Annotated in this window: 18 protein-coding genes and 1 pseudogene; 12 read left to right on the forward strand and 7 right to left on the reverse strand. The window is 47.0% G+C overall.

Annotation, left to right across the window (positions count from 1 at the left end):
- Window positions 1-2: 2 nt before the first annotated feature.
- The gene (locus MWG26_RS09420; RefSeq protein ID WP_025657802.1) at window positions 3-1,097 is read left to right on the forward strand and encodes a DUF3048 domain-containing protein; all 1,095 of its coding nucleotides are present in this window, start codon (window positions 3-5) and stop codon (window positions 1,095-1,097) included.
- A 133-nt stretch (window positions 1,098-1,230) separates the two neighbouring features.
- Window positions 1,231-3,786: a YfhO family protein gene (locus MWG26_RS09425; RefSeq protein WP_025657801.1), complete on the forward strand. Its 2,556-nt coding sequence runs from the start codon at window positions 1,231-1,233 to the stop codon at window positions 3,784-3,786.
- Between the two features lie 202 nt (window positions 3,787-3,988).
- Here the strand turns inward: MWG26_RS09425 and MWG26_RS09430 are convergent, their stop codons facing one another.
- A complete protein-coding gene (locus MWG26_RS09430; RefSeq protein ID WP_025657800.1) occupies window positions 3,989-5,200 on the reverse strand; it encodes an FprA family A-type flavoprotein in 1,212 nt (403 codons plus the stop codon).
- Window positions 5,201-5,500: 300 nt separating this feature from the next.
- Between MWG26_RS09430 and MWG26_RS09435 the strand changes: the two genes are divergently transcribed.
- From MWG26_RS09435 to MWG26_RS09445, 3 genes are read left to right on the forward strand one after another with little or no spacing between them, the layout of a single operon-like run.
- Window positions 5,501-6,214: a lantibiotic protection ABC transporter ATP-binding protein gene (locus MWG26_RS09435; RefSeq protein ID WP_025657799.1), complete on the forward strand. Its 714-nt coding sequence runs from the start codon at window positions 5,501-5,503 to the stop codon at window positions 6,212-6,214.
- Window positions 6,205-6,981: a lantibiotic immunity ABC transporter MutE/EpiE family permease subunit gene (locus MWG26_RS09440; RefSeq protein ID WP_049915928.1), complete on the forward strand. Its 777-nt coding sequence runs from the start codon at window positions 6,205-6,207 to the stop codon at window positions 6,979-6,981. Before MWG26_RS09435 ends, MWG26_RS09440 begins: the two co-directional genes overlap by 10 nt.
- A complete protein-coding gene (locus tag MWG26_RS09445) occupies window positions 6,969-7,754 on the forward strand; it encodes a lantibiotic immunity ABC transporter MutG family permease subunit (RefSeq protein ID WP_025657797.1) in 786 nt (261 codons plus the stop codon). The genes MWG26_RS09440 and MWG26_RS09445 overlap by 13 nt, the downstream gene beginning before the upstream one ends.
- Before the next feature lie 49 nt (window positions 7,755-7,803).
- Here the strand turns inward: MWG26_RS09445 and MWG26_RS22925 are convergent.
- Window positions 7,804-8,337 (reverse strand): annotated as a pseudogene (locus MWG26_RS22925) (putative immunity protein).
- A 237-nt stretch (window positions 8,338-8,574) separates the two neighbouring features.
- Between MWG26_RS22925 and MWG26_RS09460 the strand changes: the two are divergent.
- From MWG26_RS09460 to MWG26_RS09470, 3 genes are read left to right on the forward strand one after another with little or no spacing between them, the layout of a single operon-like run.
- Complete coding sequence (locus MWG26_RS09460; protein ID WP_025657795.1) at window positions 8,575-9,234, forward strand: response regulator transcription factor; 660 nt, start codon at window positions 8,575-8,577, stop codon at window positions 9,232-9,234.
- Window positions 9,225-10,631: a sensor histidine kinase gene (locus tag MWG26_RS09465; RefSeq protein ID WP_025657794.1), complete on the forward strand. Its 1,407-nt coding sequence runs from the start codon at window positions 9,225-9,227 to the stop codon at window positions 10,629-10,631. Before MWG26_RS09460 ends, MWG26_RS09465 begins: the two co-directional genes overlap by 10 nt.
- Window positions 10,632-10,640: 9 nt before the next feature.
- A complete protein-coding gene (locus MWG26_RS09470; RefSeq protein WP_025657793.1) occupies window positions 10,641-10,991 on the forward strand; it encodes an arsenate reductase family protein in 351 nt (116 codons plus the stop codon).
- Window positions 10,992-11,569: 578 nt separating this feature from the next.
- Here the strand turns inward: MWG26_RS09470 and MWG26_RS09475 are convergent.
- Genes MWG26_RS09475 through MWG26_RS09485 form a run of 3 tightly spaced genes read right to left on the reverse strand, consistent with a single transcriptional unit; the run spans window position 11,570 to window position 13,417 of the window.
- Window positions 11,570-12,523, reverse strand: coding sequence for a DUF4097 family beta strand repeat-containing protein (locus MWG26_RS09475; protein ID WP_025657792.1), 954 nt, complete (start codon window positions 12,521-12,523; stop codon window positions 11,570-11,572).
- Window positions 12,507-13,103, reverse strand: a complete 597-nt coding sequence (locus tag MWG26_RS09480; protein ID WP_025657791.1) for a DUF1700 domain-containing protein — start codon at window positions 13,101-13,103, stop codon at window positions 12,507-12,509. The genes MWG26_RS09475 and MWG26_RS09480 overlap by 17 nt, the downstream gene beginning before the upstream one ends.
- Entirely contained in the window at window positions 13,100-13,417 is a 318-nt protein-coding gene (locus MWG26_RS09485) for a PadR family transcriptional regulator (RefSeq protein WP_025657790.1), read from the reverse strand. The genes MWG26_RS09480 and MWG26_RS09485 overlap by 4 nt, the downstream gene beginning before the upstream one ends.
- Before the next feature lie 1,443 nt (window positions 13,418-14,860).
- Here MWG26_RS09485 and MWG26_RS09490 point away from each other — a divergent pair.
- Together MWG26_RS09490 and MWG26_RS09495 are read left to right on the forward strand one after the other, a co-directional pair.
- Window positions 14,861-15,532, forward strand: a complete 672-nt coding sequence (locus MWG26_RS09490; protein WP_025657789.1) for a response regulator transcription factor — start codon at window positions 14,861-14,863, stop codon at window positions 15,530-15,532.
- The gene (locus MWG26_RS09495) at window positions 15,496-16,548 is read left to right on the forward strand and encodes a sensor histidine kinase (protein WP_244062719.1); all 1,053 of its coding nucleotides are present in this window, start codon (window positions 15,496-15,498) and stop codon (window positions 16,546-16,548) included. Before MWG26_RS09490 ends, MWG26_RS09495 begins: the two co-directional genes overlap by 37 nt.
- 110 nt (window positions 16,549-16,658) lie before the next feature.
- Here MWG26_RS09495 and MWG26_RS09500 read toward each other — a convergent pair whose 3' ends face one another.
- Together MWG26_RS09500 and MWG26_RS09505 are read right to left on the reverse strand one after the other, a co-directional pair.
- Window positions 16,659-17,198 carry a BMC domain-containing protein gene (locus MWG26_RS09500; protein WP_025657787.1) on the reverse strand — a complete coding sequence of 180 codons (540 nt, stop codon included), beginning with the start codon at window positions 17,196-17,198 and terminating at the stop codon, window positions 16,659-16,661.
- A 15-nt stretch (window positions 17,199-17,213) separates the two neighbouring features.
- Window positions 17,214-18,563: a 4Fe-4S dicluster domain-containing protein gene (locus MWG26_RS09505; RefSeq protein ID WP_025657786.1), complete on the reverse strand. Its 1,350-nt coding sequence runs from the start codon at window positions 18,561-18,563 to the stop codon at window positions 17,214-17,216.
- A gap of 334 nt (window positions 18,564-18,897) precedes the next feature.
- On the opposite strand from MWG26_RS09505, the gene MWG26_RS09510 reads away from it, so the two are divergent.
- A complete protein-coding gene (locus tag MWG26_RS09510; RefSeq protein WP_025657785.1) occupies window positions 18,898-19,659 on the forward strand; it encodes an ABC transporter ATP-binding protein in 762 nt (253 codons plus the stop codon).
- Window positions 19,659-21,632, forward strand: a complete 1,974-nt coding sequence (locus MWG26_RS09515) for an ABC transporter permease (RefSeq protein WP_025657784.1) — start codon at window positions 19,659-19,661, stop codon at window positions 21,630-21,632. The genes MWG26_RS09510 and MWG26_RS09515 overlap by 1 nt, the downstream gene beginning before the upstream one ends.
- Window positions 21,633-21,686 lie beyond the last annotated feature (54 nt).

Raw genomic sequence — 21,686 nt, forward strand, 5'->3', positions numbered from 1 at the left:
AAATGAAAAGGCTAAAAAAGGTAAGTATTGTTTTGCTGGTATTTCTCATGATATTTGGCGCGGCCGGCTGTAAGAAGAAGGAAGCGCCCAAAAGAGCAGAGAAGACAGAAGAAAAAGTAGTAAAAGAGAAAAAAGAAGAGCCAAAGCAGGAAAAGGTGCCTGCAAACCAGAACCTGCTGACAGGGCTGGCGGATCTGACAGACGGCGCCATAGGCAAAAGGCCTGTGGCTGTTATGGTGAATAATGTGGAGGCGGCGCTCCCACAGCTTGGAATTTCAAAGGCAGACATTATCTACGAAATTCCGGTCGAGGGAGATGTGACGCGCCTTATGGCTTTATACGCAGATTACACTGCAGTACCTAAGATTTGTGCCGTGCGCAGCTGTCGTTATTATTTTCCGGCATATTCACAGGGATATGATGCCTTTTATGTGAATTGGGGAATTGATGACAGTATTGCAGACTATCTCGAAGCGCTGAACCTGGACCAATATGACGGGATGAACAATGCAGGGGGGCTGTTTGGGCGTGACCAGGACAGGCTGAATGCAGGATATTCATTGGAGCATACAGGATATTTTGATGGGACCAGATTCGCAGAGGTGGTACAGGCAGAAGGCAGGAGAACTGATTTAAACGAGGATAAAAAGGGGACGGCATTCCAGTTTAACGGGATGGACGAACAGCTGAAGCCGGAAGGACAGGACTGCAAAAATGTCAACATTAATTTTGGGGCTGCCACGGCAACCCTGACTTATGACGAGGGCTCAAAGACTTACTTAAAGCAGATTAACGGAAAACCGCAGATGGACGGCAGTGACAATACCCAGCTCGCTTTTACAAATGTATTTGTTTTGGAGACGGATATTTCTGTAAGGGATGATATTGGGCATAAAGAAATCAACTGGTATGGCGGTTCTGATTACGTAGGATATTATGTGTCAAACGGCGGCATGCAGAAGATACATTGGAGCAAAGAAGCGAATAATGAGAATTCGTACCTGCGTTTTTACGATGAGAGCGGCAAGGAGATCAAAGTAAATCGTGGGAAGAGCTATATCGCCGTAAACTATAAGGGACAGAGTGAGTTCCAGTAGAGCCGGGAATTGAGGCTAGTTATAATGCTGAATATCAATGTGTCAGACACGCTCTAGGGCAATAAGCAGAAAGCTTCGGTTATTTGATTTCTACAGTTTATGAAGTAAAGGGAAGCGGATGGAGAGTTAAGCAATGTCGGGAAAATTTAGATCAGATGATACAAGAAAACGAAATTTGCTGGCGCTGGGGATTGTTTTCCTCAGCTCCATCTTTTTGTTTATCCTAATACAGGCCGGGAGTGGATTATATCCCTTCGGCAGCAAGTCTAATATGCTGTGGGACCAGGATATTCAGTATGTAGATTATTTTGCGTATTACCGGAATGTACTGTTGGGAAAAGCAGACATCGGGTATTCGTTCACAAAATCTCTGGGAGGTTCCCTGGTTGCATTGTTCGGCTATTATCTTGGCTGTCCGCTGAATCTGCTTGTTGTGTTTTTTCAGATAGAGCAGCTGCCTTTGTTCCTGTTTATTCTTACGGCAGTAAAACAAGGGCTTGCGGGGGTGACTGCAGGAATCTTTTTCTGGAAGCGTTTTCCGGCGGTATCATTAAGAATGCGGACCCTTATTTCGCTCTCGTATGCTCTGATGCAGTACAATATGCTGCAGTCATCTAATATTATGTGGCTGGATGGCGTAATCCTTCTGCCGCTTTTACTGCTGGCTGTTTACAGGTTTGTTTCCGGGAACCGGAAGCGGTGGCTTTTTCTTACCGTTCTATTTTCCATTGCAATTAACTGGTATACAGGCTATATGACAGGTTTGTTCGCCGTATGTTATTTCCTGTACGAAAGAATCTTAAAAATTGACAAGCCGGATCCAAAGGAGCGAAAAAGATTCATAAAAGATACCATATTGTGTGGCGGCATCATGCTTGCAGGGGTGCTCGGAAGTTGTTTTATTTTTTATCCGGTGGTGGTGGGACTGCAGAAAGGCAAGGATGCTTTTGTTCCTGAGATCTTCCATTTGGCCACACATGGCTCCCTCTTTGATGCTTTCAAAGGCTTTGCACTGGGCAGCTATTTTGAATCAGTATCGTTATACTGCGGTCTGCTCTTTTTTGGATTCTTTCTTTATTATTTTTTCTCACGCCATGTGGAAAAAAAGGAGAAGATATTATCCGTAATTGCGGTAATGTTTATGCTGGTAAGCTGCTGGTTTGTACCGCTGGACTGCGTCTGGAGCGGATTGAGGTACGTGGCAAGCTATCCATTTCGATTTGCCTTCATTGTCATTTTTCTTGTTCTGTATCTGGCGGCAAGAGGGGTGCAGGAGTATGAAAAGATAAAAGACGGTAAAAAGATGGCGGCGGTATATGCGGGATGCATCCTGCTGTTCCTGGTGTACCATTTGGCTGGCGGATATGGAAAGAATCAACTGCTTTTGACTGTAGCGGTTCTTGCAGTGTATGCTCTGCTGTATCTGTTTTCAGGAATGGGGGAACGAAAGCGGGCAGGGCTGCAGAATATGGTTCCAGCTGTGCTGGCCGTGGAACTGGTTTTAAATGGGATCATGACGTTTCAGATGAATTACGAGTGGAATCAGGATATTTCCGCTTACCAGGAATATACGGCCCGGAATGCAGAACAGGTTGCAGCGGTGAAAAAACTGGAATCGGACGAGTTCTACAGGATGGACACCCTGAATAAAAGGTATGACGAGGAGAGCAGATGCTCGGCCTTTTTAAATGAGGCCATGGTTTATGACTACCGCGGCCTGAATCATTATTCCTCCACATTTGATGGAACGACAGGGGATTTTCTACGGGATATTGGGTATTCTTCTGAGAGTACCATAAGCATCGTATCCGAATCAAGCCTGCCGGCAGATTCGCTGCTGGGGATAAAGTATCTGTTGTCTGCATCAGAGGTGGCAGGCTATGAAAAATTGGATTCCATACCGGAAGCAAACGGAAAATCCGTGTACTATAACCCATATGCGCTGGACGCAGGCATGGAGGCGGCGGATACTGTTTATGAAAAAACGGAGAGTGCCAACCCCTTTGAATATCAAAATATGTTGTTTTCCAAAATCCTTGGAAGAGATGTAGAACTTTATAAAAAAGCAGAGCCGGAGGTACTTATTGAAGACCAGGTGCTGAAGTTCAGTATACCTGCGTCGGGAAAGGACGATCTGCTCTATGGATATGTAGACTCCTGGGTACATGACCTTGTATTATATGTAGATGGCGGGTACCGCTGTAATTATGCCACATGGCTGAGCTATAAGATTTTTAATGCCGGAGACGGGACGAAGGCGCATACAGCGGCACTGGACGGGTACAGTGGAAAAGAACAGGATATGACGCCATATTTCTATTATCTGGACCAGGATTTGTTCGAGGAAGCTATTCAGGAACTGAAGGACAAAGAGATGGTAACAGAAAAATTTGAAGACGGATATGTGAAAGGCAGCTATACCGCAGACGAAGACTGCAATATGCTCCTGAGTATCCCCTATGATGACGGCTGGACAGCCTCCGTGAATGGGAAGAAAGTGGAAATCAGGCCGGCAGCCAATGCGCTGATGGCAGTTCCGCTTTCTGCAGGGGAGAATGTAATCGAATTGAAGTATGAGATTCCGGGGGTGAAAGCGGGAATCGGCCTATCCATTATGGGGTTGTTCATATTTTTCGGGATATGCTGGATGGACAGAACGAAAAAGCCGCATGCATGGTACAAGAATTGAGAGAGGAATATTTGAATTGTACAGCACCGATCGTATACTTAAATTTCCGGCAGCACTGCTCCACAAACTTCAGCGTATACCACTACGCCTGCGTTTGGGGAGCAGTACCCTCGAAAATTAATCTCTGCTTAAGTGGCAGTGCTATCGTAAATTCAGGCCGGCTTATATGGCAGTTAATTATGATACGATGTACCAGTCTGAACTACTCGTTTCCGAGAATCTCTTTTGCAAGTCTTGCAGCTAAAACATTCATCTCTTCCATCTGTGAATCCTTTAGTGATGATTTCATTGCAAAGTTTTCCGTCAGGATCGTCATATTCTTCATCTCACCGATCTTCGCTTCCATGAGTTTAGCAGACATCGGAGCCCAGGTTCCGTTGCCAAGCACAGCGACCGTACGGTTCTGCACATTCAGCGCCTTCATGTCATCCAGATAATTGGCCATGACAGGGTATACCCCGCCGTTATAAGTAGGGGAGGCAAGCACAAGGTGGCTGTATTTGAAGCTGTCGGATATCAGCTGGGAAACATGGGTGCGGGAAATGTCATGGACAACCATGTTCTTCACGCCCGCGTCGGCAAGCTTGACAGCCAGTACATTGGCAGCATTTTCCGTATTGCCGTACATGGAAGCATAGGCGATCATAACGCCACGGACTTCCGGCTCATATGTGCTCCAGATATTATATTTTCCAATGATATAATCCAGATTGCTTCTCCAGACAGGTCCATGGAGTGAGCAGATATACCGGATGTCCAGCGCAGCGGCTTTTTTCAGTACATTCTGGACCTGAACGCCGTACTTGCCCACGATGTTGGTATAATACCTGCGGGCATCATCCAGCCAGTCTCTGTCGAAGTCGATTTCATCATTGAAAATCGTGCCTCCAAGAGCGCCGAAGGTTCCGAAGGCATCTGCAGAGAACAGAACCTTGTCGGCCTCGTCATAAGTCATCATTGCCTCCGGCCAGTGTACCATTGGAGCCATCACAAAATGAAGGGTGTGTGTACCACTGGAAAAGGTATCCCCTTCTTTGATGATGATTTTCCTGCCTTCTAAGTCCATATCATAAAACTGGCCGATCATGGGGAATGTTTTGGCATTACCGATAATCTGCATTTTAGGATAGCGCAGCGCCAGTTCTGCGATAAGGGAACAGTGATCCGGTTCCATGTGATTCACAACCAGATAGTCCAGGGTTCTTCCGTCGAGAACTGCTTCTACATTTTCCAGAAACTGCCTTCCGATAGAAGCGTCTACGGTGTCAAAGAGAACGGTCTTCTCGTCCATCAGCAGGTAAGAGTTATAGGAAACACCGTTCGGGATGGGGAAAATGTTTTCAAACAGCTCCAGGCGGCGGTCGCTTCCGCCTACCCAGTATAAGTCATCGGTTACTTTTCTAAAACAGTACATATGTGATCCTCCTTTTTATATTCCCCCAGGCAGTGAACCGGGCAGATGTGCAGGTATGGCCGTCCGGCTGCAGATACCGGGGAAGTTTGTCCTCAGTTCGTTATGTGTTTTTAATAGAAATAGATTCACTGAATATGTGGCAGAAAATTGTCTTCCGTCACTATTCTACCATAAAAGGAAAAATACGCAACCCGGGTATCCACATTTTTTAGTTTATGTTACAATATAAAATATTTATTTCCCTTATAAATTCCTTATAATTGTCTTTTAGAATGTCCTTATAGACAAGGAGGTTTTAAAATGAATGAAATGATTTTGGAAACAAAGGGAATTTGCAAGAGGTTTGGCCGTCAGGTTGTGTTGAACCAGGTATCTCTGATGGTGCCAAAAGGCTGCGTATATGGGCTTCTGGGGCCAAACGGCGCCGGTAAGTCCACATTGATGAAAATGTTTTCGGGCATGATGCGCCCGGATGAAGGAGAGATCTTTTTTAGGGGAAAGCCATGGAGCCGGAAGGATCTGAACAGAACGGGAGCGCTGATTGAGCAGCCCCCGCTGTATGACAATCTGACGGCACGGGAGAACCTGGAGGTACGCACCCTTCTGCTGGGGCTTCCGAAGAAAAGAATAGACGAGGTCCTGGAAATCGTTGATTTAAAAAATACGGGGAAGAAGCGGGCAGGACAGTTTTCTATGGGAATGAAACAGCGTCTGGGGATTGCGGCGGCGCTTCTTAATAAACCCAGCCTTCTGATTTTGGATGAACCAGCCAACGGGCTGGATCCGTTTGGCATTCAGGAACTCAGAAATATGATACGGGATTTTTCCGATGAAGGAATCACTGTTATCGTTTCCAGCCACATATTAAGCGAGGTCGAGCAGGTCGCCGATTATATCGGGATCATATCGGGGGGCGTTCTGGGATATCAGGGCGGCATGAAGCAGGGAAAGGACCTGGAAGGCCTGTTTACGGATGTGGTCAAAAAGAACAGGGGGCTTGAGGCATGTTGTTAGCATATGTGAAATCGGAGAATCTAAAGAACAGACATACCGTGGCGTCCAGGCTTTTTTGGCTGGTACCTCTTTTTAGCATTTTGTTGTCATTTGTTTTTTCAGGGCAGGACGGCAGGTATTACCAAATGAATCAGTATAATTGGTGGTATACAACGTTTTTCCCTATGCTGCTGCTTCTTAGCACGGCATTTGCAGGCCAGCGGGAAAGGAAGATGAAGAATAGGGCTATGGGTGCACTGCCGATAAACATGAAGACTTTATGGAGCGCGAAGATCTTATACAGCCTGAAAACGCTTGTACTTGCCGTTCTGATCTTATTCTGTGTACAGGAAGTGGTCAGCCGTCTTCTGGTTTTTGGCGGCGCCAGAGAGATCTCAGGGCTGGCCGGCCTTGCGGCAGCTGTCCTATGGATTGTGCTTAGTTTGTGGCAGATCCCGCTCTGGCTGTTTGTGAACCAGTCGCTGGGATTTGCCGCAGGAATACTTCTGGGCCTGGCAGGTAATATAGGGCTGGGAATTCTGGGCGCTCTGACAAAATGGTGGGTGGTGAATCCATTTACTTATATCAGCCGCCTGATGTGTCCGATTCTGAAAATCCTCCCGAATGGGCTGCCGGCGGAACCGGGCAGCCAGACCTTTTTCCCGGAAGTATTAAAGATAACAGTCATCCCTCTGGGAGTCTGCATTTCTGTGGCGCTGTTTTTGGGAGTCTGGGCCTTGACGGCCGGCTGGTATGCAGGAAAGGGGCGAAAAGGATGGGAAAGCTGAAACAGAAGAACAGGGGGGGTCAGATGCTGTGTGCTGAATTGGTAAAGCTGCGAAGAACATGGATATTGTGGCTCCATGTCATTATGCCGCTGACGGGAATCGTTATATTTCTTTTTTACTACCGTATCTCAGGGTGGAGCAGCTGGGGAAAGATCTCGGGCTATGTGGAAGTGGTGTCTGTTGTATGCCCGACACTTGTAGGGTTTATCTGCGGACTTGCGGCGGACCAGGAAAAACAGGCAGGGCATCTTCAAAATCTTTTAGGGACAGGACAGCGAAGGACAGCGAATCTGTCCGCGAAACTTTGTACATTACTGCTCTGGAACCTGGCAGCAGTGCTAGTGACAATTGGCGGTTTTGGCGCCGGATATTATTTGTTTATTGAACGGACTGCCGTACCGGAGATGTTTTATATAACGGTGACAGGACTGATCTGGATCAGCCAGATATTCACTTACTGCCTTCATTTGTTTTTAGGTCTGCGGTTTTCAAAAGGCATTAGCATAGGGACCGGAATTGTGGAAAGCCTGCTGGCCGCGATACTGATGACCGGGCTTGGAGATGGGATCTGGCAGTGGATCCCGTGTGCCTGGGCGGGCCGTTTCACGGGATTGTATGTACAGCGTGCAGCAGGTATGGATTCCGCGGCTTGGGCACTGGCAGAGTCCCAGATGAAAACAGGAGGAATCGTGATGGCGGGAATCACCATTGCAGGAATACTGCTGACATATCTCTGGTTTCACTATTACGAAGGAAAACGGATGGAAGATTAGGGGTGTGTTAAGATATCTTCCATCCTGGAGACAAAAGCAGCCCCATGTATCAGCAGTTCCAGTTTATTTTTACGGGATCCGGTTCATCGGGAACCGCGGCTTTCTGCAGGGAGGCTAGCATTTTAGAAAATTCTTTTTCTGCCAGCTGATCATAAACCTCCGGGGATTCCAAAAGCCCGGCCCTGTGGTAGACGATCGCAGCGGCTCCGTAGAATGTCATACCAAGCGCACCGGTGGGAGTGGAGATTACGGAGGCGGCCACGGAAACAGCGCGTGCTGCGGCCTGGGCTTAGGGATAGTCTTCTGCCTCTTTCGCAGCGGCCGCGGCTTCCCGTATGATTTTTTTGGCATCGGTCGGTTTTAAGACTTTATTCAGCCAGCCCGCTGAAGCTTCCAGGGCGGCGCGGGGACGCCGGTCTGTGGGAAATGTCTCTTCGTAAATGGGAAGAAAATATTCCTGGGCATAGCGGATGCACCAGTTAACAAGCGTCGTTTTTGATTGAGTTTCTATGACCCGCATCAGAGCGTTGATAACGGGATCATCTGCATGGCCCAGCATTTTTCTAAGTGTAGGTTTCGCCATTATATTTGGCCCTCCTTGGGATTGATTGTAGAGAGTATACCATTTCCAGGCGCAAAAGACAATATTTATGAGCAGTTAAGTTATACCTATAGGACACCCCGTAATTCATGCCCTGCGGGCGGTTCTGCAGCAAAGCTGCAGAACAAAGTATGAAATAATATGGAAAGTTTTTGTCCGCTGTCCAGACTGTGGAGGGCAGAGAAAATATTTAAAAACATGAGAAAGGGGATGGAGTGGATGGCCAAAATTCTTGCGGTAGACGATGAGCCGGCAATACGGAATCTAATACGGAGGGCTCTGGAAAAGGAGGGGCACTGTGTGACAACCTTAAACTGTGCGGATGAGATTATAATAGAAAACCTGAACCAATATGACCTGCTTTTGCTGGATATCATGATGCCGGGAACGGATGGCATCACATTTGTGAAAAAGATCCGCAGCCAGGTCGACAGCCCGATTCTTTTCCTGACGGCAAAGACAGACGAAAACAGTATTATGTACGGGCTTGCATCGGGCGGAGACGATTATATAATAAAGCCCTTTGGGATCGGGGAACTGCGGGCACGGGTACAGGCCCATCTGCGCAGAGAAAAGCGGGAGAAGAGGCATACGGCGGAGGTGTCAGGTGTGCGCTTCGATCTGGCGGGAAAAACCGCCGGAGTTGGGGAATGCCGCGTGCCCCTTACAAAAAGCGAATATGAGATCAGTGAGTTTCTGGCAATGAACCATGGGCAGATGTTTTCTAAGGAACAGATCTATGAGCGCATATTCGGGTATGACAAGGATGGGGACGTATCAGCAATTACGGAGCATGTAAAAAACATCCGCGCTAAATTTTCTCGGGCCGGCAGGGAGCCCATTGAGACAGTATGGGGGATTGGATATAAATGGAAATGAAACGCAAGGTAACAGTACAGTCTATATTTCGGAGGTTTTTGGTCTGGTTCTGTCTGATGACAGCAGGCCTTTTCTTGATATGCGTAATCATGTTTGGCGTTTTAAGTGCGGCAGGCGCAGTACTGCCGGCTAATTACAGTGAAGTGGCGCTGGAAAGGCGGCGCACAGAGATACAGGAAGCCGATATTGTGACAAAAGAAATGATACCGGACAATTGTCATTATGGAGTGTACAGCGAAGACGGTACATTTCTGTACGGAAACTTGAGGCAGAGTTCACAGGAAAAGGTGTGGAAAGAGTACAAAAGAGGCGGGGGCGGTGACGGCGCCTTAGGGTATCTGAAATATTTTCCACGGGATGGAGAAGTTTGCCTGGCGGTCTATCAATTAAGAGCGGAGTTCACAAATCCGTTACTTAAAAAAATACTGCCGGGGGTACCGGAGGGCCTATTTCTTTTATTTATAATCCTGTTTTTCATACAGTCCGTTCTGTTGATCCGGCGTTTCGGCAATGTGATACGCAGGGAACTGGAAGCGGTCAAGCTGGTGACGGAAAAGGTCAAACTTCAAAACCTGGATTTCGAAAAGCCGGATTCCAGGATTGTCGAGATAGATGAAGTTATGGAGTCTCTTGTGAAAATGAAAGAGGCCCTGGAGGCATCTCTTAAGCAGCAGTGGGAAATGGAAGAGAACAGACGCCAGCAGATCCGCGCGCTGGCCCACGACATTAAAACTCCGCTGACCGTCATAAGGGGTAACACCCAGCTGTCCTGCGAAGCGGAGTCGCTTGAGGAGAGCAGGGAATGCCAGGAATATATTCTGCAGGAGACGGACAGAATAGAGCAGTATATCTGCATCCTGCAGGAAATGCTGAAATCTGACGGCGCCGTTAAGCTGTTGGAAGAAACCGTGGCAATCCGGGGACTTGCCGAATCCTTTGCTGAAAATGCAAGAGTCGTGGCATCTGCATTCGGACGGAACTTAGAGGTTGTAATTTCTCTGATTTCAGACTATATTATTAGTGACAGGCAGATGCTCTTGCGCGCCTGGGAAAATCTGCTGGACAACGCAGTGGAATACACGCCCAAGGGTGGAAATATCACCATCAAACTGTACGAAGAAGAGGACAGGCTTTGTTTTCGGATTGAGGACAGCGGCCCTGGTTTTACGGAGGAAGATATCCGGCGGGGACCGGAACAGTTTTATCAGGGCGATAAAAGCCGGAATTCCAAAAGCCATTACGGCATGGGACTGTTCATAGTCCAGTCCTTCGCAAAACAACAGGGTGGAAGGCTCACCCTTGGCAACGCAGGCACCCATAAGGGAGCCTGTGTCTGCCTGGAAATCGGCATAAGGCCTGCTTGTCCGGAGATGGATGATAAGAAAAATGGAAAGTGAGGAAAACATATGCTATTCGTCTGTTACCCCAAATGCACAACCTGCCAGAAGGCCAGAAAGTGGCTGGAAGAGCAGGGCATCTCTTACGAGGAAAGAGATATCAAAACAGAAAATCCCCAAAAAGAGGAACTGAAGGAGTGGTATAAAAAAAGTGGTCTGCCGTTGAAAAAATTCTTCAATACAAGTGGGATGCTGTACAAACAAATGAACTTGAAAGATAAACTTCCAGATATGAGCGAGGAAGAACAGCTCGAACTGCTCGCAACCGATGGGATGCTTGTGAAACGTCCTATAGTAGTGGATGGGGATATCGTACTCACCGGCTTCAAGGCGGCTGAGTGGGAGAAATTGAGGAGTTAGGGGAGGAGCGGCGGAGGGACGCCTGCCAGGGATGCCGCCTGTGGTGTCAAGCGGGATCTCTGCCTGTGCTTTCGGCTGCCGGCCGTTTAGTCTAGTTCCCGTAGGGATAAAATAGAAAAATCTGATGGAACCAGCGACATGCAGCCCACAATTTGATAATTGTGGGCCTTAGTCGCCTCAGACTTTGCTTGGGAAAGCAAAGTCTGTCCATCAGATTTTTCTATTTTATCCCAACGGGAACACGACACACTTTGAGACATCCAAAAACACAGGCAGAGATGCCGCTTGACACCACAGGCGGCATCCCTGGCAGGCTGCGCTCATCCGGGAGGAAGATACCTAACTTTAGGGGGATTTCTTACGGGAGAGGCGGATGGTCATGGGCTAGGGAGCGAATTAATCTGTCCTCCAATCCTTCCGTCTTCCCCAGGCAGCAGTGTCCCTAATCCCCATTAAAAGTCCGCAGCCCGCGTCTGCGGAGCCCCCTCTGGGGGAAGATTCTTAACTACCGTATCCAGGATAGCCCGGCCACGCTTCCGCACAGCGTCCCCTCCGAGCCATCTAACAAATCTCTCCTCCTAGCGTTCACGGATATCAATATCTCCGGAGTCGGCGTAGATTCTGATGAGCTTTTGTTCTGTTCCGTCTGTCTGGTAGTATTCTTCAGAGTCGTCCCTGTCCCTATAGTGCCCTTTTGGAGCGTTCTCGGGAAGGTAGATCTGGCCGTATTCGGCTGTGATGTCAAAGGTGTATGTCTCCAATTTTTCTGGAAGATACAGGTCCACATCCCCGTATTCACTGTTGCAGCTCAGGGAGCTGAGTTTGGCTGCGTCCAGGTAAAGACTGCCGGAATCCAGCTGTATTTTTGCAGTATCACATTTGAAATTCTCTATGGTGCTGTCCCCATATGCGCTGTATAAAGTGAACGCTTCGGTTTCTGTGTCTTTTAGTTCCAGGTCGCCGCCGTCAAGAGTCAATTTCAGGGAGCTTGAACTGCTTTCTTTTAAGGTAAGGTCACCGTAATCTAATGAAATATCCATATTTGCAGCATTGGCTCCGGTTACGGATACATCACCGGAATCGTCGTATATTTTCAGTGCGTCAAGGGTCTTATCTTTTGGTACATATAAGTTGATATAGGTGTTGAGCGAGTCGCCGACTGTGGAGAAGGCGAGAAATACACCGTGGTTCTGATCTGGCTGATAGAGGGTGAATTTACCATCAGTTACATTATACTTGGGATTTCCGAATGCCTGATCCAACAGGTATTCTACATAAAAGTTATTGTCTTCCGATGGCAGAACCCGGATATCGGCATAGGCATCCATGGTGATTTCTGCTTCCGTGAAGGCTTCCAGCTTCGTTTTTTCCAGCGTGACGGGATCGGAAGCTGCTGAGTTGGGATGAATCCCGCCTCTGGAGAAGGAGACTCCGGCCCTGCCTCCAAAGAGATAGCCGATTCCGGCAAGCACGGCACCTGCCGCCATGAGGCAGACAGAGACAGTTATAATTTTTTTAGTGATTGCTTTCATTCTTTTTACCCCCTTTAGAGATATTTCCCAGTGATTTAGAAGTCTTTCCTAAAAACCAGCGGCAGAAATTGACAGCCCCATAAACAAGAAGCACTCCGGCGCCCAGTGCGAATAAGCCGAATCCGATGGTTGCAAGGCCGTCTGCAAATGTGGAGAAAAGCAGAATACCACCTCCGAAAACGCCGACGATACCGCTTGCTACAACTGCCACTGCAGCCAGGAACAAACAAAAGATTACGGCCAGAATCACGATTAAAAAGCAGATAAATACGGCCAGCAGAGCGAAACCCAGCGGAAGCGCAATTGGTGCGGCACAGATCCCCAGAATGCCGATCCAGATGGCGGATAGCCCTCTTTTGACAGTCTTGGGCGGTTCCTGTACATTTTTTGCCGCAAGGTCTATAATCAGCTGATTTGCGGCATCCTCGGGGGAGCCGAGATCCTCGATTGCCTGCTGCTCGAATTCGGGTCCTGCCTCGGCAAAGTATTCTTCGAAATATTCCATCGCCTTATCATAATCTTCTTTGGGAAGACGGCGCAGCTTATGTGCGAGTGTCCTCATATATTCTGTCTTAGTCATTGCGAAATCCCTCCTTTAACAATCTCATCAATTGTTGCCTTATATATTTCCCATTCTTTCATTAGTTCCTGATGATGTGTCTTTCCGATCTCTGTAATCGTATAATATTTTCGGTTGCGCCCCTGATACTGCTGGTCATAAGTCTCTACATACTGACTATCCTGCAGCCTTTTCAGAATTGGATAAAGAGTAGAATCCTTTGTGTTGGCAGCCTTTTTAATAATCTGGCTGATCTGATAACCGTATGCATCATTATTAGCAATTACCGATAGGACTAGAAAGTCGAACATCGGGGTGTTCAGTGTAAAGGTCATGTTATCATTCCTTTCTATATGTTTTTGTTTTACATATATGTTTTATAAGTATATTATATTCAGTATAATATATATTGTCAACATATATAATCTAAAGAATTTCAAAAGATAATCTTTAGGAGGACTTTCATATTGCAGCTAACATCTAAATCGGGATTTAGCGACGAGCTTTAGTCTCGGCGCGGATGGGGACGCTCCATAAAGGGATAGCCGAAAACCTCCCGGAGAACATCCATGTCCTTTCAAAAACGCGGCCGCGGACCTAAGAAATTCTAGGCGGGAAACAGCCCTGAAAATGGAGCACCACTGACACATCACGAGAAATCCGATGATTTCTCGCGCTGGGTCAGTTGATTTTTGGATTCGGAATCCAAAAATCTCTCCATTTTCCGGGCTGTTTCCCACCAAGAATTTCTAAGATCCGCGGCCGCGTTTTTGAAAGGACATGGATGTTCTCCGGGAGGCTTTCAGCTATCCCTTCATGGAGCTGGCGCATCCAACCGGCAGGAAAAAGCTCGTTTCTAAGGAGAGGCCTCAAGCGGGGGCAGCGTATGGTATTGAATTGGCGGGACTTTTATGCCCCCAGTAGGTGTACATAAGCAATGGGATACGAAAGACTCGTTCCTAAGGTGGAGCCCGAGACGGGGGAGGCGGATGGAATTGGCTATGAGTATCATGCATCTTGATTAAATGGATTTTAAGGCTTTTATGTATGGGAGCTTTGGGACTGTTTTTGAAGAAATCTATTTATTTAGTAACGATTATCGTGTGTAACTCCATATGATTTTTTATTAATGAACCATACAATTTTTTAAATCCTGTATATTTACGGGTAACAAGGCGATCTAACACTTACACTTATATAAACGAATCACCAATTCTGTTCCATCCGTTGCTACCGTACGAGGGCCCCTCTGGGGAATGAGCTCTTAACTACCGTTTGGATGCAACAGCGAATGACGAGGTGAGTCCGGGAGCTGGCGGGGCAATGTCTGCTGGTGAAAAGTCCATAAAGCGAGCGATTAGAAGCTGTTGAAGAAAACGGAACGGAAGGGAGGGCAGAATTTGCCTTACCAGGCAAATTCTGATGCCGCCTGCGGCGCGAATGCATCGGCATTCGGGCCAAATGCGGCATGTACCTCCCTTCCCGTTCCGTTTTCTTCTACAGCTTCTTCGCGAAGTGTCAGGACATTTCACCAGCAGACATTGCCCCGCCAGCTCCCGGATTCACCTCGTCATTCGCGTCCGCCATCCGTCAACGAGTCTAAAGCTCGTTAACTAACTCCCGATTTATATGTTGACCGGGATACGAAAAGTAATGATTTAGGTATTGTGATATGCAAAAGAAGCAGAGTATAATAGGAGAAGAAAGATGACAGTAAATAACAGAAATTGTGTGAGAGTTGCACAGGGGTCTGACCCCTTTGCAAAGGAGAGGGCATTATGTATAAGATTTTAATTGTAGAAGACGATTTGACAATTGCGAAAACGATTGAGGCACACCTGGTGAAATGGGACTATGAGGTGAGATGCATCAAGGATTTTAAAAATGTTCAGGAGGAGTTTATTGCATTTGAGCCTCAGCTTGTGCTGATGGATATACTGCTCCCATTTTATAATGGATTCCACTGGTGCACGCAGATCCGGGCGATATCGAAAGTTCCGATGATCTTCCTGTCCTCCGCCAGTGATAATATGAATATTGTTATGGCCATGAATATGGGCGGAGATGATTTTATTGAGAAGCCCTTTGACCTGAACGTGCTTACGGCGAAGATCCAGGCTCTTCTGCGCAGGACGTATTCATTCCAGGGACAGTTGAATGTGCTGGAGTACAAAGGCGTCATTTTGAATTTGAACGATGCCGCTTTAACATACGAGGGCAGGAGGCTGGATTTGACGAAAAATGATTTTAAAATCCTCCAGATTTTGATGGAAAATGCAGGAAAGATTGTGAAGCGCGAGCGGATTATGGAACGTCTTTGGGAAAGCGATGAGTTTATAGATGACAATACATTGACGGTTAACATTACGAGGCTGCGCAGAAAACTGGAGGGAATCGGAATCACGGACTTTATATGTACAAAGAAAGGGATTGGGTATCTGCTGGAATGAAGAAAAAACTGGGCTTTTTTATAAAATCAAGATTAAAATATATGGTCTTGTTCCTTGTTATATTGGGAATATTCTGGTTTGTCCTGTACCTGTATAACATCAGGTCAGATGCACTGAGATATGCGGTACTGCTTTCTGCTGCATTATTTGTAGTTTTTGCAGTGTGCGATTTTGCCGGCTTCTTCCGCCATGTTGAAAAGGTTAAGGAAGCGCAGGCGGCTCTGCCGCACGAATTGAGAGAGACGCCTTCTACGACAGATTTGACGGAATTACTATACCGTGAGAAGCTAAAAGTTCTGTTTGATTATAAAGAAGAAATGGAAACAGGAGCCCGCATTGGAAGACAGGAGATGCTGGACTATTATGGCCTGTGGGCCCATCAGATTAAGACCCCCCTGGCGGCCATGCGCCTGCTGCTTCAGTCATTTGAGGAAGGGGAGATTGAGGAGGAGGCTGAGCTGATCCGACCGATGAAGATGGAGCTGTTCAAGACGGAACAGTACGTGGAAATGGTGCTTTCTTATCTGCGGATGGGGGATATGTCATCCGACCTGTCACTGCAGTGGTACTCCATTGATGATATCGTTCGCCAGGCGGTGCGCAAGTATTCTCAGCTTTTCATATTGAAAAAAATCCATCTCAATTATCAAAAATGTGAGGGAATGGTATTGACGGATGAAAAGTGGTTCCTTCTCGTCTTGGAACAGCTGCTGTCAAATGCGTTGAAATATACAGATCAGGGTACCATTTCCATATATATGGAGCCGGGGCCGGAAGAAGTGCTTGTAATAGAAGATACAGGCATCGGTATCCAGGCGGAAGACCTGCCCAGAATATTTGAAAAAGGATTTACGGGATATAATGGGAGAAAGGATAAAAAGTCAACGGGAATCGGATTATATCTCTGTAAATCCATCTGTGACAAATTAAACCACGGCCTGACCGCGGAATCTGAAGTCGGAAGAGGGACAAAGATACGACTGTATCTACACCGGGAACTTCTGGTTACAGAGTAGGAAGAAACTGCGGTAAAGAATAAAGTGAAAAAAAGAAGTTCTGCCATGAAGATTCCCATCATGGCAGAACTTTTTCTTTGAATGATAAAACGCCTTAACGCTGCATTTCTTTACATCAGTGCCTCAAACAGTTTTTCAGTCGGCCGTGGAATAACCACACTGTTAACCATCAGTTCGCTTACAGCCTCCGCAGCTTTTACTGCAGCCGTCACAGCGCTGACATCGCCGCACATGGTAACAAATCCCTTGCCGCCCACGGCAAAACCGGTGCGGATCTCGATCAGATGAATATCGGCAGCTTTCGCAGCAGTATCCGCCGCTACAATTGCAGAAGATACGGAATAGAACTCGATCACGCCCACAGCTCCGGTGGTCGGAACCTGTGAGGTATTGCTGATCGCCGGCATCAGCTGGTCGCTGATATTGGGGATCAGCAGTTTATCTACCAGGAATGGTCCTGCTATCTCTTCCCCTACGTTCATAGCAGCATTCACGCTGCTGGTATCACCGCCGATAATGATCAGATATTTACCGGGGCAGATCGTGGATGACCTTAATAATTCAACCTCTGCGGCCTTGAGTACATGGTCGCAGGTCTCAATTCCTTTCGCTATACTGGACAATTCTAACATTCCTACTGAATTTCCCATTTTTAAATTCCTCCATTAGTTTACATTTATTCGAATACCGTTTGGTGCTGCTTCGGTGACTGTTCCGTTCACGCTTGCGTGAATATTAGCTGACAGCGCTTTTTCATCTGCCTGTCCGATTAAGTCGCCTTTATGTATGGTGTCGCCGGCTTTGACAACTGCTGCCGCCGGCTTGCCGATATGCTGTGATAATGGAATGAATACTTCCCTGGGAAATAGTTCCGTACAGCTGTGTGCATGCAGCCCATTATATTTTCCGAGCCCCAGACGCGCGATCAGGCGGTCGGTTGGAATCCGGTTGAGATCAATCGTCGGCCTTGCCGTAGGATCCGGAGTCTTATCGATCATAATTCCGCGTTCACGAAGCTGTACCTTCATATAATCATTCACTTGTCTCGGGGAAAGTCCCATTGGACATGAGAACATCTCACAGACGCCGCAGCTGCAGCAGTTCACTGCATCGCCGTAGCATTTCGCGAATTCTTCGTTGGAATCAATCGTCTCTTCTCTCCAGACATTTCTCATTACAAGATGAGGCTTGATGCTGTGTCCGATCTGGAAACGCGGACACAGATCTGTACACATTCTGCACTGGATACAGGCGCTTCTCGCCTGATGCTTAATTCTCTGGATGGAAACCTGTGTTCTCCTGATCAGATAATGGTCCTTCGGGAGAACGATGATGTTGCCGGTTGTCTTTGTTACGACTTGCTGGTCAATGGCGCTGTCATCTGCAAAGACCTTTCCCATCATAGGGCCGCCGAGAATGACGGCATAATCGGAGATCGCAGGCTGCGCCGCCTCGATGCAGGTTCTGACGGATGTTCCGATGGGCACCTTCAGCATGATGGGTTCCTTCACTTCACCGACAACGGATAAATACTTATCCGTTACCTTGTCACCGTTCGTCAGCGCACGGTAAATCCCAAGCACGGTTCCCACATTATCCACGACGGCGCCGACTTCAATCGGAATGCCGCGCTCAGGGACGGTCCTGCCGGTAACCTGCTGCACGATAATCTGTTCATCCCCGGCGGGATAGAAGGTTCTCATCTCAAAAATCTCGATATCTGCATTATTTTTTTCAATTGCCTCTCTTAAAGCGGCAATTTCGGCTTTGTATTTAGCTTTGAGCGCTATGTAAGACTTCTTTGCCTCGAGATGTCCGGCAATATACATGACTCCTTTAATTAACTCATCGGCAAAGGTTCTGCACAGATATTTGTCAGTCTCAATCAATGGTTCACATTCGGCGGCATTGACGATAAAATACTCGGCCTTAGTGTTCAACTTCACATGCGTAGGAAATCCTGCCCCGCCGGCCCCTACAATACCGGCATCTTTTACTGTTTCGATTAAACTCATAGCTTCTTTCTCCATTCATTGATTTTCGCGAAAGCAGCGGGCCCTTGCCGGGATAATCGTGCAATACACAGCGATTCCGGGGAGTCAGCTGCCCGCGGGGCCAAAGGATATTTGGCCTGGTGGACATAGGTTGTGTTTATCTGATAAAATAATAACACAGTGCCATCATATCATATTTTTCGTAAAAGAAACAGAGAAAAATGACCGAATCTTACAAAAACGTAAGGATTCCCCCGGGTTTTGAAAGGCAAAGTTATGGATGGAGACAGTACGGGTGCCTTATAATATGTGCATAGACAGGAAAACAAGGAAAAAAGAAAGGCAGGAAAGCTTTATGTCATTATTAGATGTAAAAAATGTAAAAAAGATTTATACAACCAGATTCGGAGGCAGTCAGGTGCAGGCCCTTGCAGATGTCACCTTTTCCATAGAGCCGAGGGAATACGTGGCAATCATGGGCGAATCCGGTTCCGGAAAAACGACATTGCTGAACATTCTGGCATCTTTGGATAAACCTACCAGCGGAAAAGTACTCCTGAAAGGACGTGACTTAAGTACAATTAAAGACAGGGAAATGGCGGCATTCAGAAGACAGAACCTGGGCTTCGTCTTCCAGGACTTTAACCTGCTGGACACCTTCTCACTGGAAGACAATATCTACCTTCCGCTGGTTTTGGCGGGGAAAAAATACGAAGAAATGAGACAGAGGCTGGAGCCAATAGCCGCTCAGCTTGGAATCACAGATTTGCTGAAAAAATTCCCCTACGAAGTCTCCGGAGGGCAGAAACAGCGTGCGGCCGTTGCAAGGGCCTTGATTACGAGACCTCAGCTGATCCTCGCGGACGAACCGACAGGAGCGCTGGATTCCAGGGCTTCGGATGACCTGATGAATCTTTTTAACACAATCAATCAGAACGGGCAGACCATTCTGATGGTAACACACAGTGTAAAAGCTGCAAGCAGTGCGAACCGCGTCATGTTTATCAAGGATGGGCAGGTCTACCACCAGATATACAGAGGCAATCAGACAAACGAGGAAATGTACCAGAAGATTTCGGCGGCGCTGACTGTCTTAATCACAGGGGGTGAGCAGTAATGTTTTATCCAAAGCTTGCATTTACAAACTTAAAAAAGAACGGAAAGGTTTACATCCCCTACCTGCTTACCTGTGTGCTGACAGTTATGATGTTCTACGTCATGAATGCCATCAGCAGAAACACCGGGCTGGATCAGATGCAGGGCGCAGATACACTGAGGCTGGTTCTGAGATGGGCGGTTACGATTACGGGAATATTTTCCGTGGTATTTCTGTTTTATACGAACAGTTTCCTGGTTAAACAGAGAAAAAAGGAATTCGGGCTATATCAGGTGCTGGGGATGGATAAGGGCAACCTGACAAAAATGATGGCATGGGAATCAATCCTTACAACCCTTATCAGTATCCTTCTGGGTCTGGTGCTGGGTGTTCTGCTTGGAAAGCTCATGTTTTTAATTTTATTAAAAATGATCCATTTTAAGGTTCCACTGAAATTTGCAGTAGAACCGGCGGCCATGATCGGCACCATTGTATTGTTTCTTATCACGTTTGTGGTAACTTTTATCTTCAATCTGTTTCAGGTGCAGAAGGCCAACCCGATCGAGCTGCTGCACGGCGGCAGTCAGGGAGAAAAAGAACCAAAGACAAAATGGCTGCTCGCGCTGATTGGGGCGGTGACCCTTGGAATCGGCTACTATATTGCACAGACCACGGACTCTCCGCTGGCAGCCATTGGAAAGTTCTTCATAGCAGTCATTCTGGTAATCATAGGGACATACTGCCTGTTTACTGCCGGAAGCATTGCTGTTTTGAAAATCCTGAAAAGGAATAAAAAGTTTTACTATAAGAGCAGGCATTTTACTGCCGTATCGGGAATGATATACAGAATGAAGCAGAATGCGGTGGGACTTGCAAATATCTGTATCTTAAGTACTATAGTCCTGGTCATGATTTCCGTTTCCGTTTCGTTATATGCAGGTATGGAGAATTTGCTGGCAACGCGTTTTCCTACGGACATGGATGTGATGGTTTTTGACGCGTCACAGGAAAATCGGGCCAAGACGGACCATATTATAGAAGAAGAGACAAAAAAGGCCGGGGTAAAGATAGGAGACCGTAGATCTTACAGTTCCGGAAGTTTTACTGTAATATATGACGAAAAAAACAGTACGGTTCTGCTGGAAGAAAAGACGGATAAATCTTACACAACAGAAGATTTCAGATGGATGGAAATCATCCCCTTATCAGACTACAACAGGCTGGAGGGAACCAATGAGACACTGGAGCGAAATGAAGTACTGATCCATATGTCCGGTGGAGAATGGAACTCAGACGTGTTACAGATAGAAGATGAATCCTACAAAGTAAAAAAGGCGGTCAGCCTGAAAGAAGAAGCAGAGAATGAAGTTTCCGGCGCAGTAGAGGGAATGGTCGTAGTGATGTCAGATATACAGCAGATCGCAGACCTAAAACAGCAGTACGGCTATGAAGGCGCAGACACGATCATCTATTCCGATTCCTTCAACATGAGCGGAAAGGAAGAAGATAAAAATACCGCTGCAAAAGCAATAGAGGAGCGTCTGGCAAAGGAGGTTGCAGAATCACGCATAGAGTATAGAGAAGCCTACAGAGGAGAGTTTTATGCAATATACGGCGGTTTCTTATTCCTTGGTGTATTTGTAGGCGCATTGTTCCTGATGGCCACCGTCCTGATTATCTATTACAAGCAGATATCCGAGGGCTACGATGACCGCGGCCGCTACCAGATCATGCAGAAAGTGGGAATGAGCAAAAAAGAAGTAAGACGTTCCATCAAAACTCAGGTACTAATGGTCTTCTTCCTGCCATTGATCGCAGCCATTATTCATGTAGGCTTCGCCTTCAAAACGGTTACAAAATTGCTGGCGGTCATGAATCTCACAAACGTACACCTGTTTTTCCTGTGTACCGTGGGAACGGTATTCATATTCGCAGTATTTTACGCAGCTATATTCCTAATAACCTCCAAACAATATTATAGGATTGTGCAGTGAAGTCGCGGGAGCGGATGAGCGGACGCTTTAGGAACCGGAGATAGGGGCATCTGG

This window comes from Faecalicatena contorta, assembly GCF_022835095.1.
GTDB classification, from domain to species: Bacteria; Bacillota; Clostridia; order Lachnospirales; family Lachnospiraceae; genus Faecalicatena; species Faecalicatena contorta.

Excerpts from the sequence above, each read along its gene's own strand:
- MWG26_RS09495 (WP_244062719.1), top strand. The coding sequence starts at position 15,496 with ATGTACAAAGAAAGGGATTGGGTATCTGCTGGAATGAAGAAAAAACTG.
- MWG26_RS09480 (WP_025657791.1), bottom strand. The coding sequence starts at position 13,103 with ATGACTAAGACAGAATATATGAGGACACTCGCACATAAGCTGCGCCGT.
- MWG26_RS09490 (WP_025657789.1), top strand. The coding sequence starts at position 14,861 with ATGTATAAGATTTTAATTGTAGAAGACGATTTGACAATTGCGAAAACG.
- MWG26_RS09435 (WP_025657799.1), top strand. The coding sequence starts at position 5,501 with ATGAATGAAATGATTTTGGAAACAAAGGGAATTTGCAAGAGGTTTGGC.
- MWG26_RS09460 (WP_025657795.1), top strand. The coding sequence starts at position 8,575 with ATGGCCAAAATTCTTGCGGTAGACGATGAGCCGGCAATACGGAATCTA.
- MWG26_RS09475 (WP_025657792.1), bottom strand. The coding sequence starts at position 12,523 with ATGAAAGCAATCACTAAAAAAATTATAACTGTCTCTGTCTGCCTCATG.
- MWG26_RS09440 (WP_049915928.1), top strand. The coding sequence starts at position 6,205 with ATGTTGTTAGCATATGTGAAATCGGAGAATCTAAAGAACAGACATACC.
- MWG26_RS09420 (WP_025657802.1), top strand. The coding sequence starts at position 3 with ATGAAAAGGCTAAAAAAGGTAAGTATTGTTTTGCTGGTATTTCTCATG.
- MWG26_RS09510 (WP_025657785.1), top strand. The coding sequence starts at position 18,898 with ATGTCATTATTAGATGTAAAAAATGTAAAAAAGATTTATACAACCAGA.
- MWG26_RS09465 (WP_025657794.1), top strand. The coding sequence starts at position 9,225 with ATGGAAATGAAACGCAAGGTAACAGTACAGTCTATATTTCGGAGGTTT.
- MWG26_RS09470 (WP_025657793.1), top strand. The coding sequence starts at position 10,641 with ATGCTATTCGTCTGTTACCCCAAATGCACAACCTGCCAGAAGGCCAGA.
- MWG26_RS09430 (WP_025657800.1), bottom strand. The coding sequence starts at position 5,200 with ATGTACTGTTTTAGAAAAGTAACCGATGACTTATACTGGGTAGGCGGA.
- MWG26_RS09425 (WP_025657801.1), top strand. The coding sequence starts at position 1,231 with ATGTCGGGAAAATTTAGATCAGATGATACAAGAAAACGAAATTTGCTG.
- MWG26_RS09500 (WP_025657787.1), bottom strand. The coding sequence starts at position 17,198 with ATGGGAAATTCAGTAGGAATGTTAGAATTGTCCAGTATAGCGAAAGGA.
- MWG26_RS09505 (WP_025657786.1), bottom strand. The coding sequence starts at position 18,563 with ATGAGTTTAATCGAAACAGTAAAAGATGCCGGTATTGTAGGGGCCGGC.
- MWG26_RS09445 (WP_025657797.1), top strand. The coding sequence starts at position 6,969 with ATGGGAAAGCTGAAACAGAAGAACAGGGGGGGTCAGATGCTGTGTGCT.
- MWG26_RS09515 (WP_025657784.1), top strand. The coding sequence starts at position 19,659 with ATGTTTTATCCAAAGCTTGCATTTACAAACTTAAAAAAGAACGGAAAG.
- MWG26_RS09485 (WP_025657790.1), bottom strand. The coding sequence starts at position 13,417 with ATGACCTTTACACTGAACACCCCGATGTTCGACTTTCTAGTCCTATCG.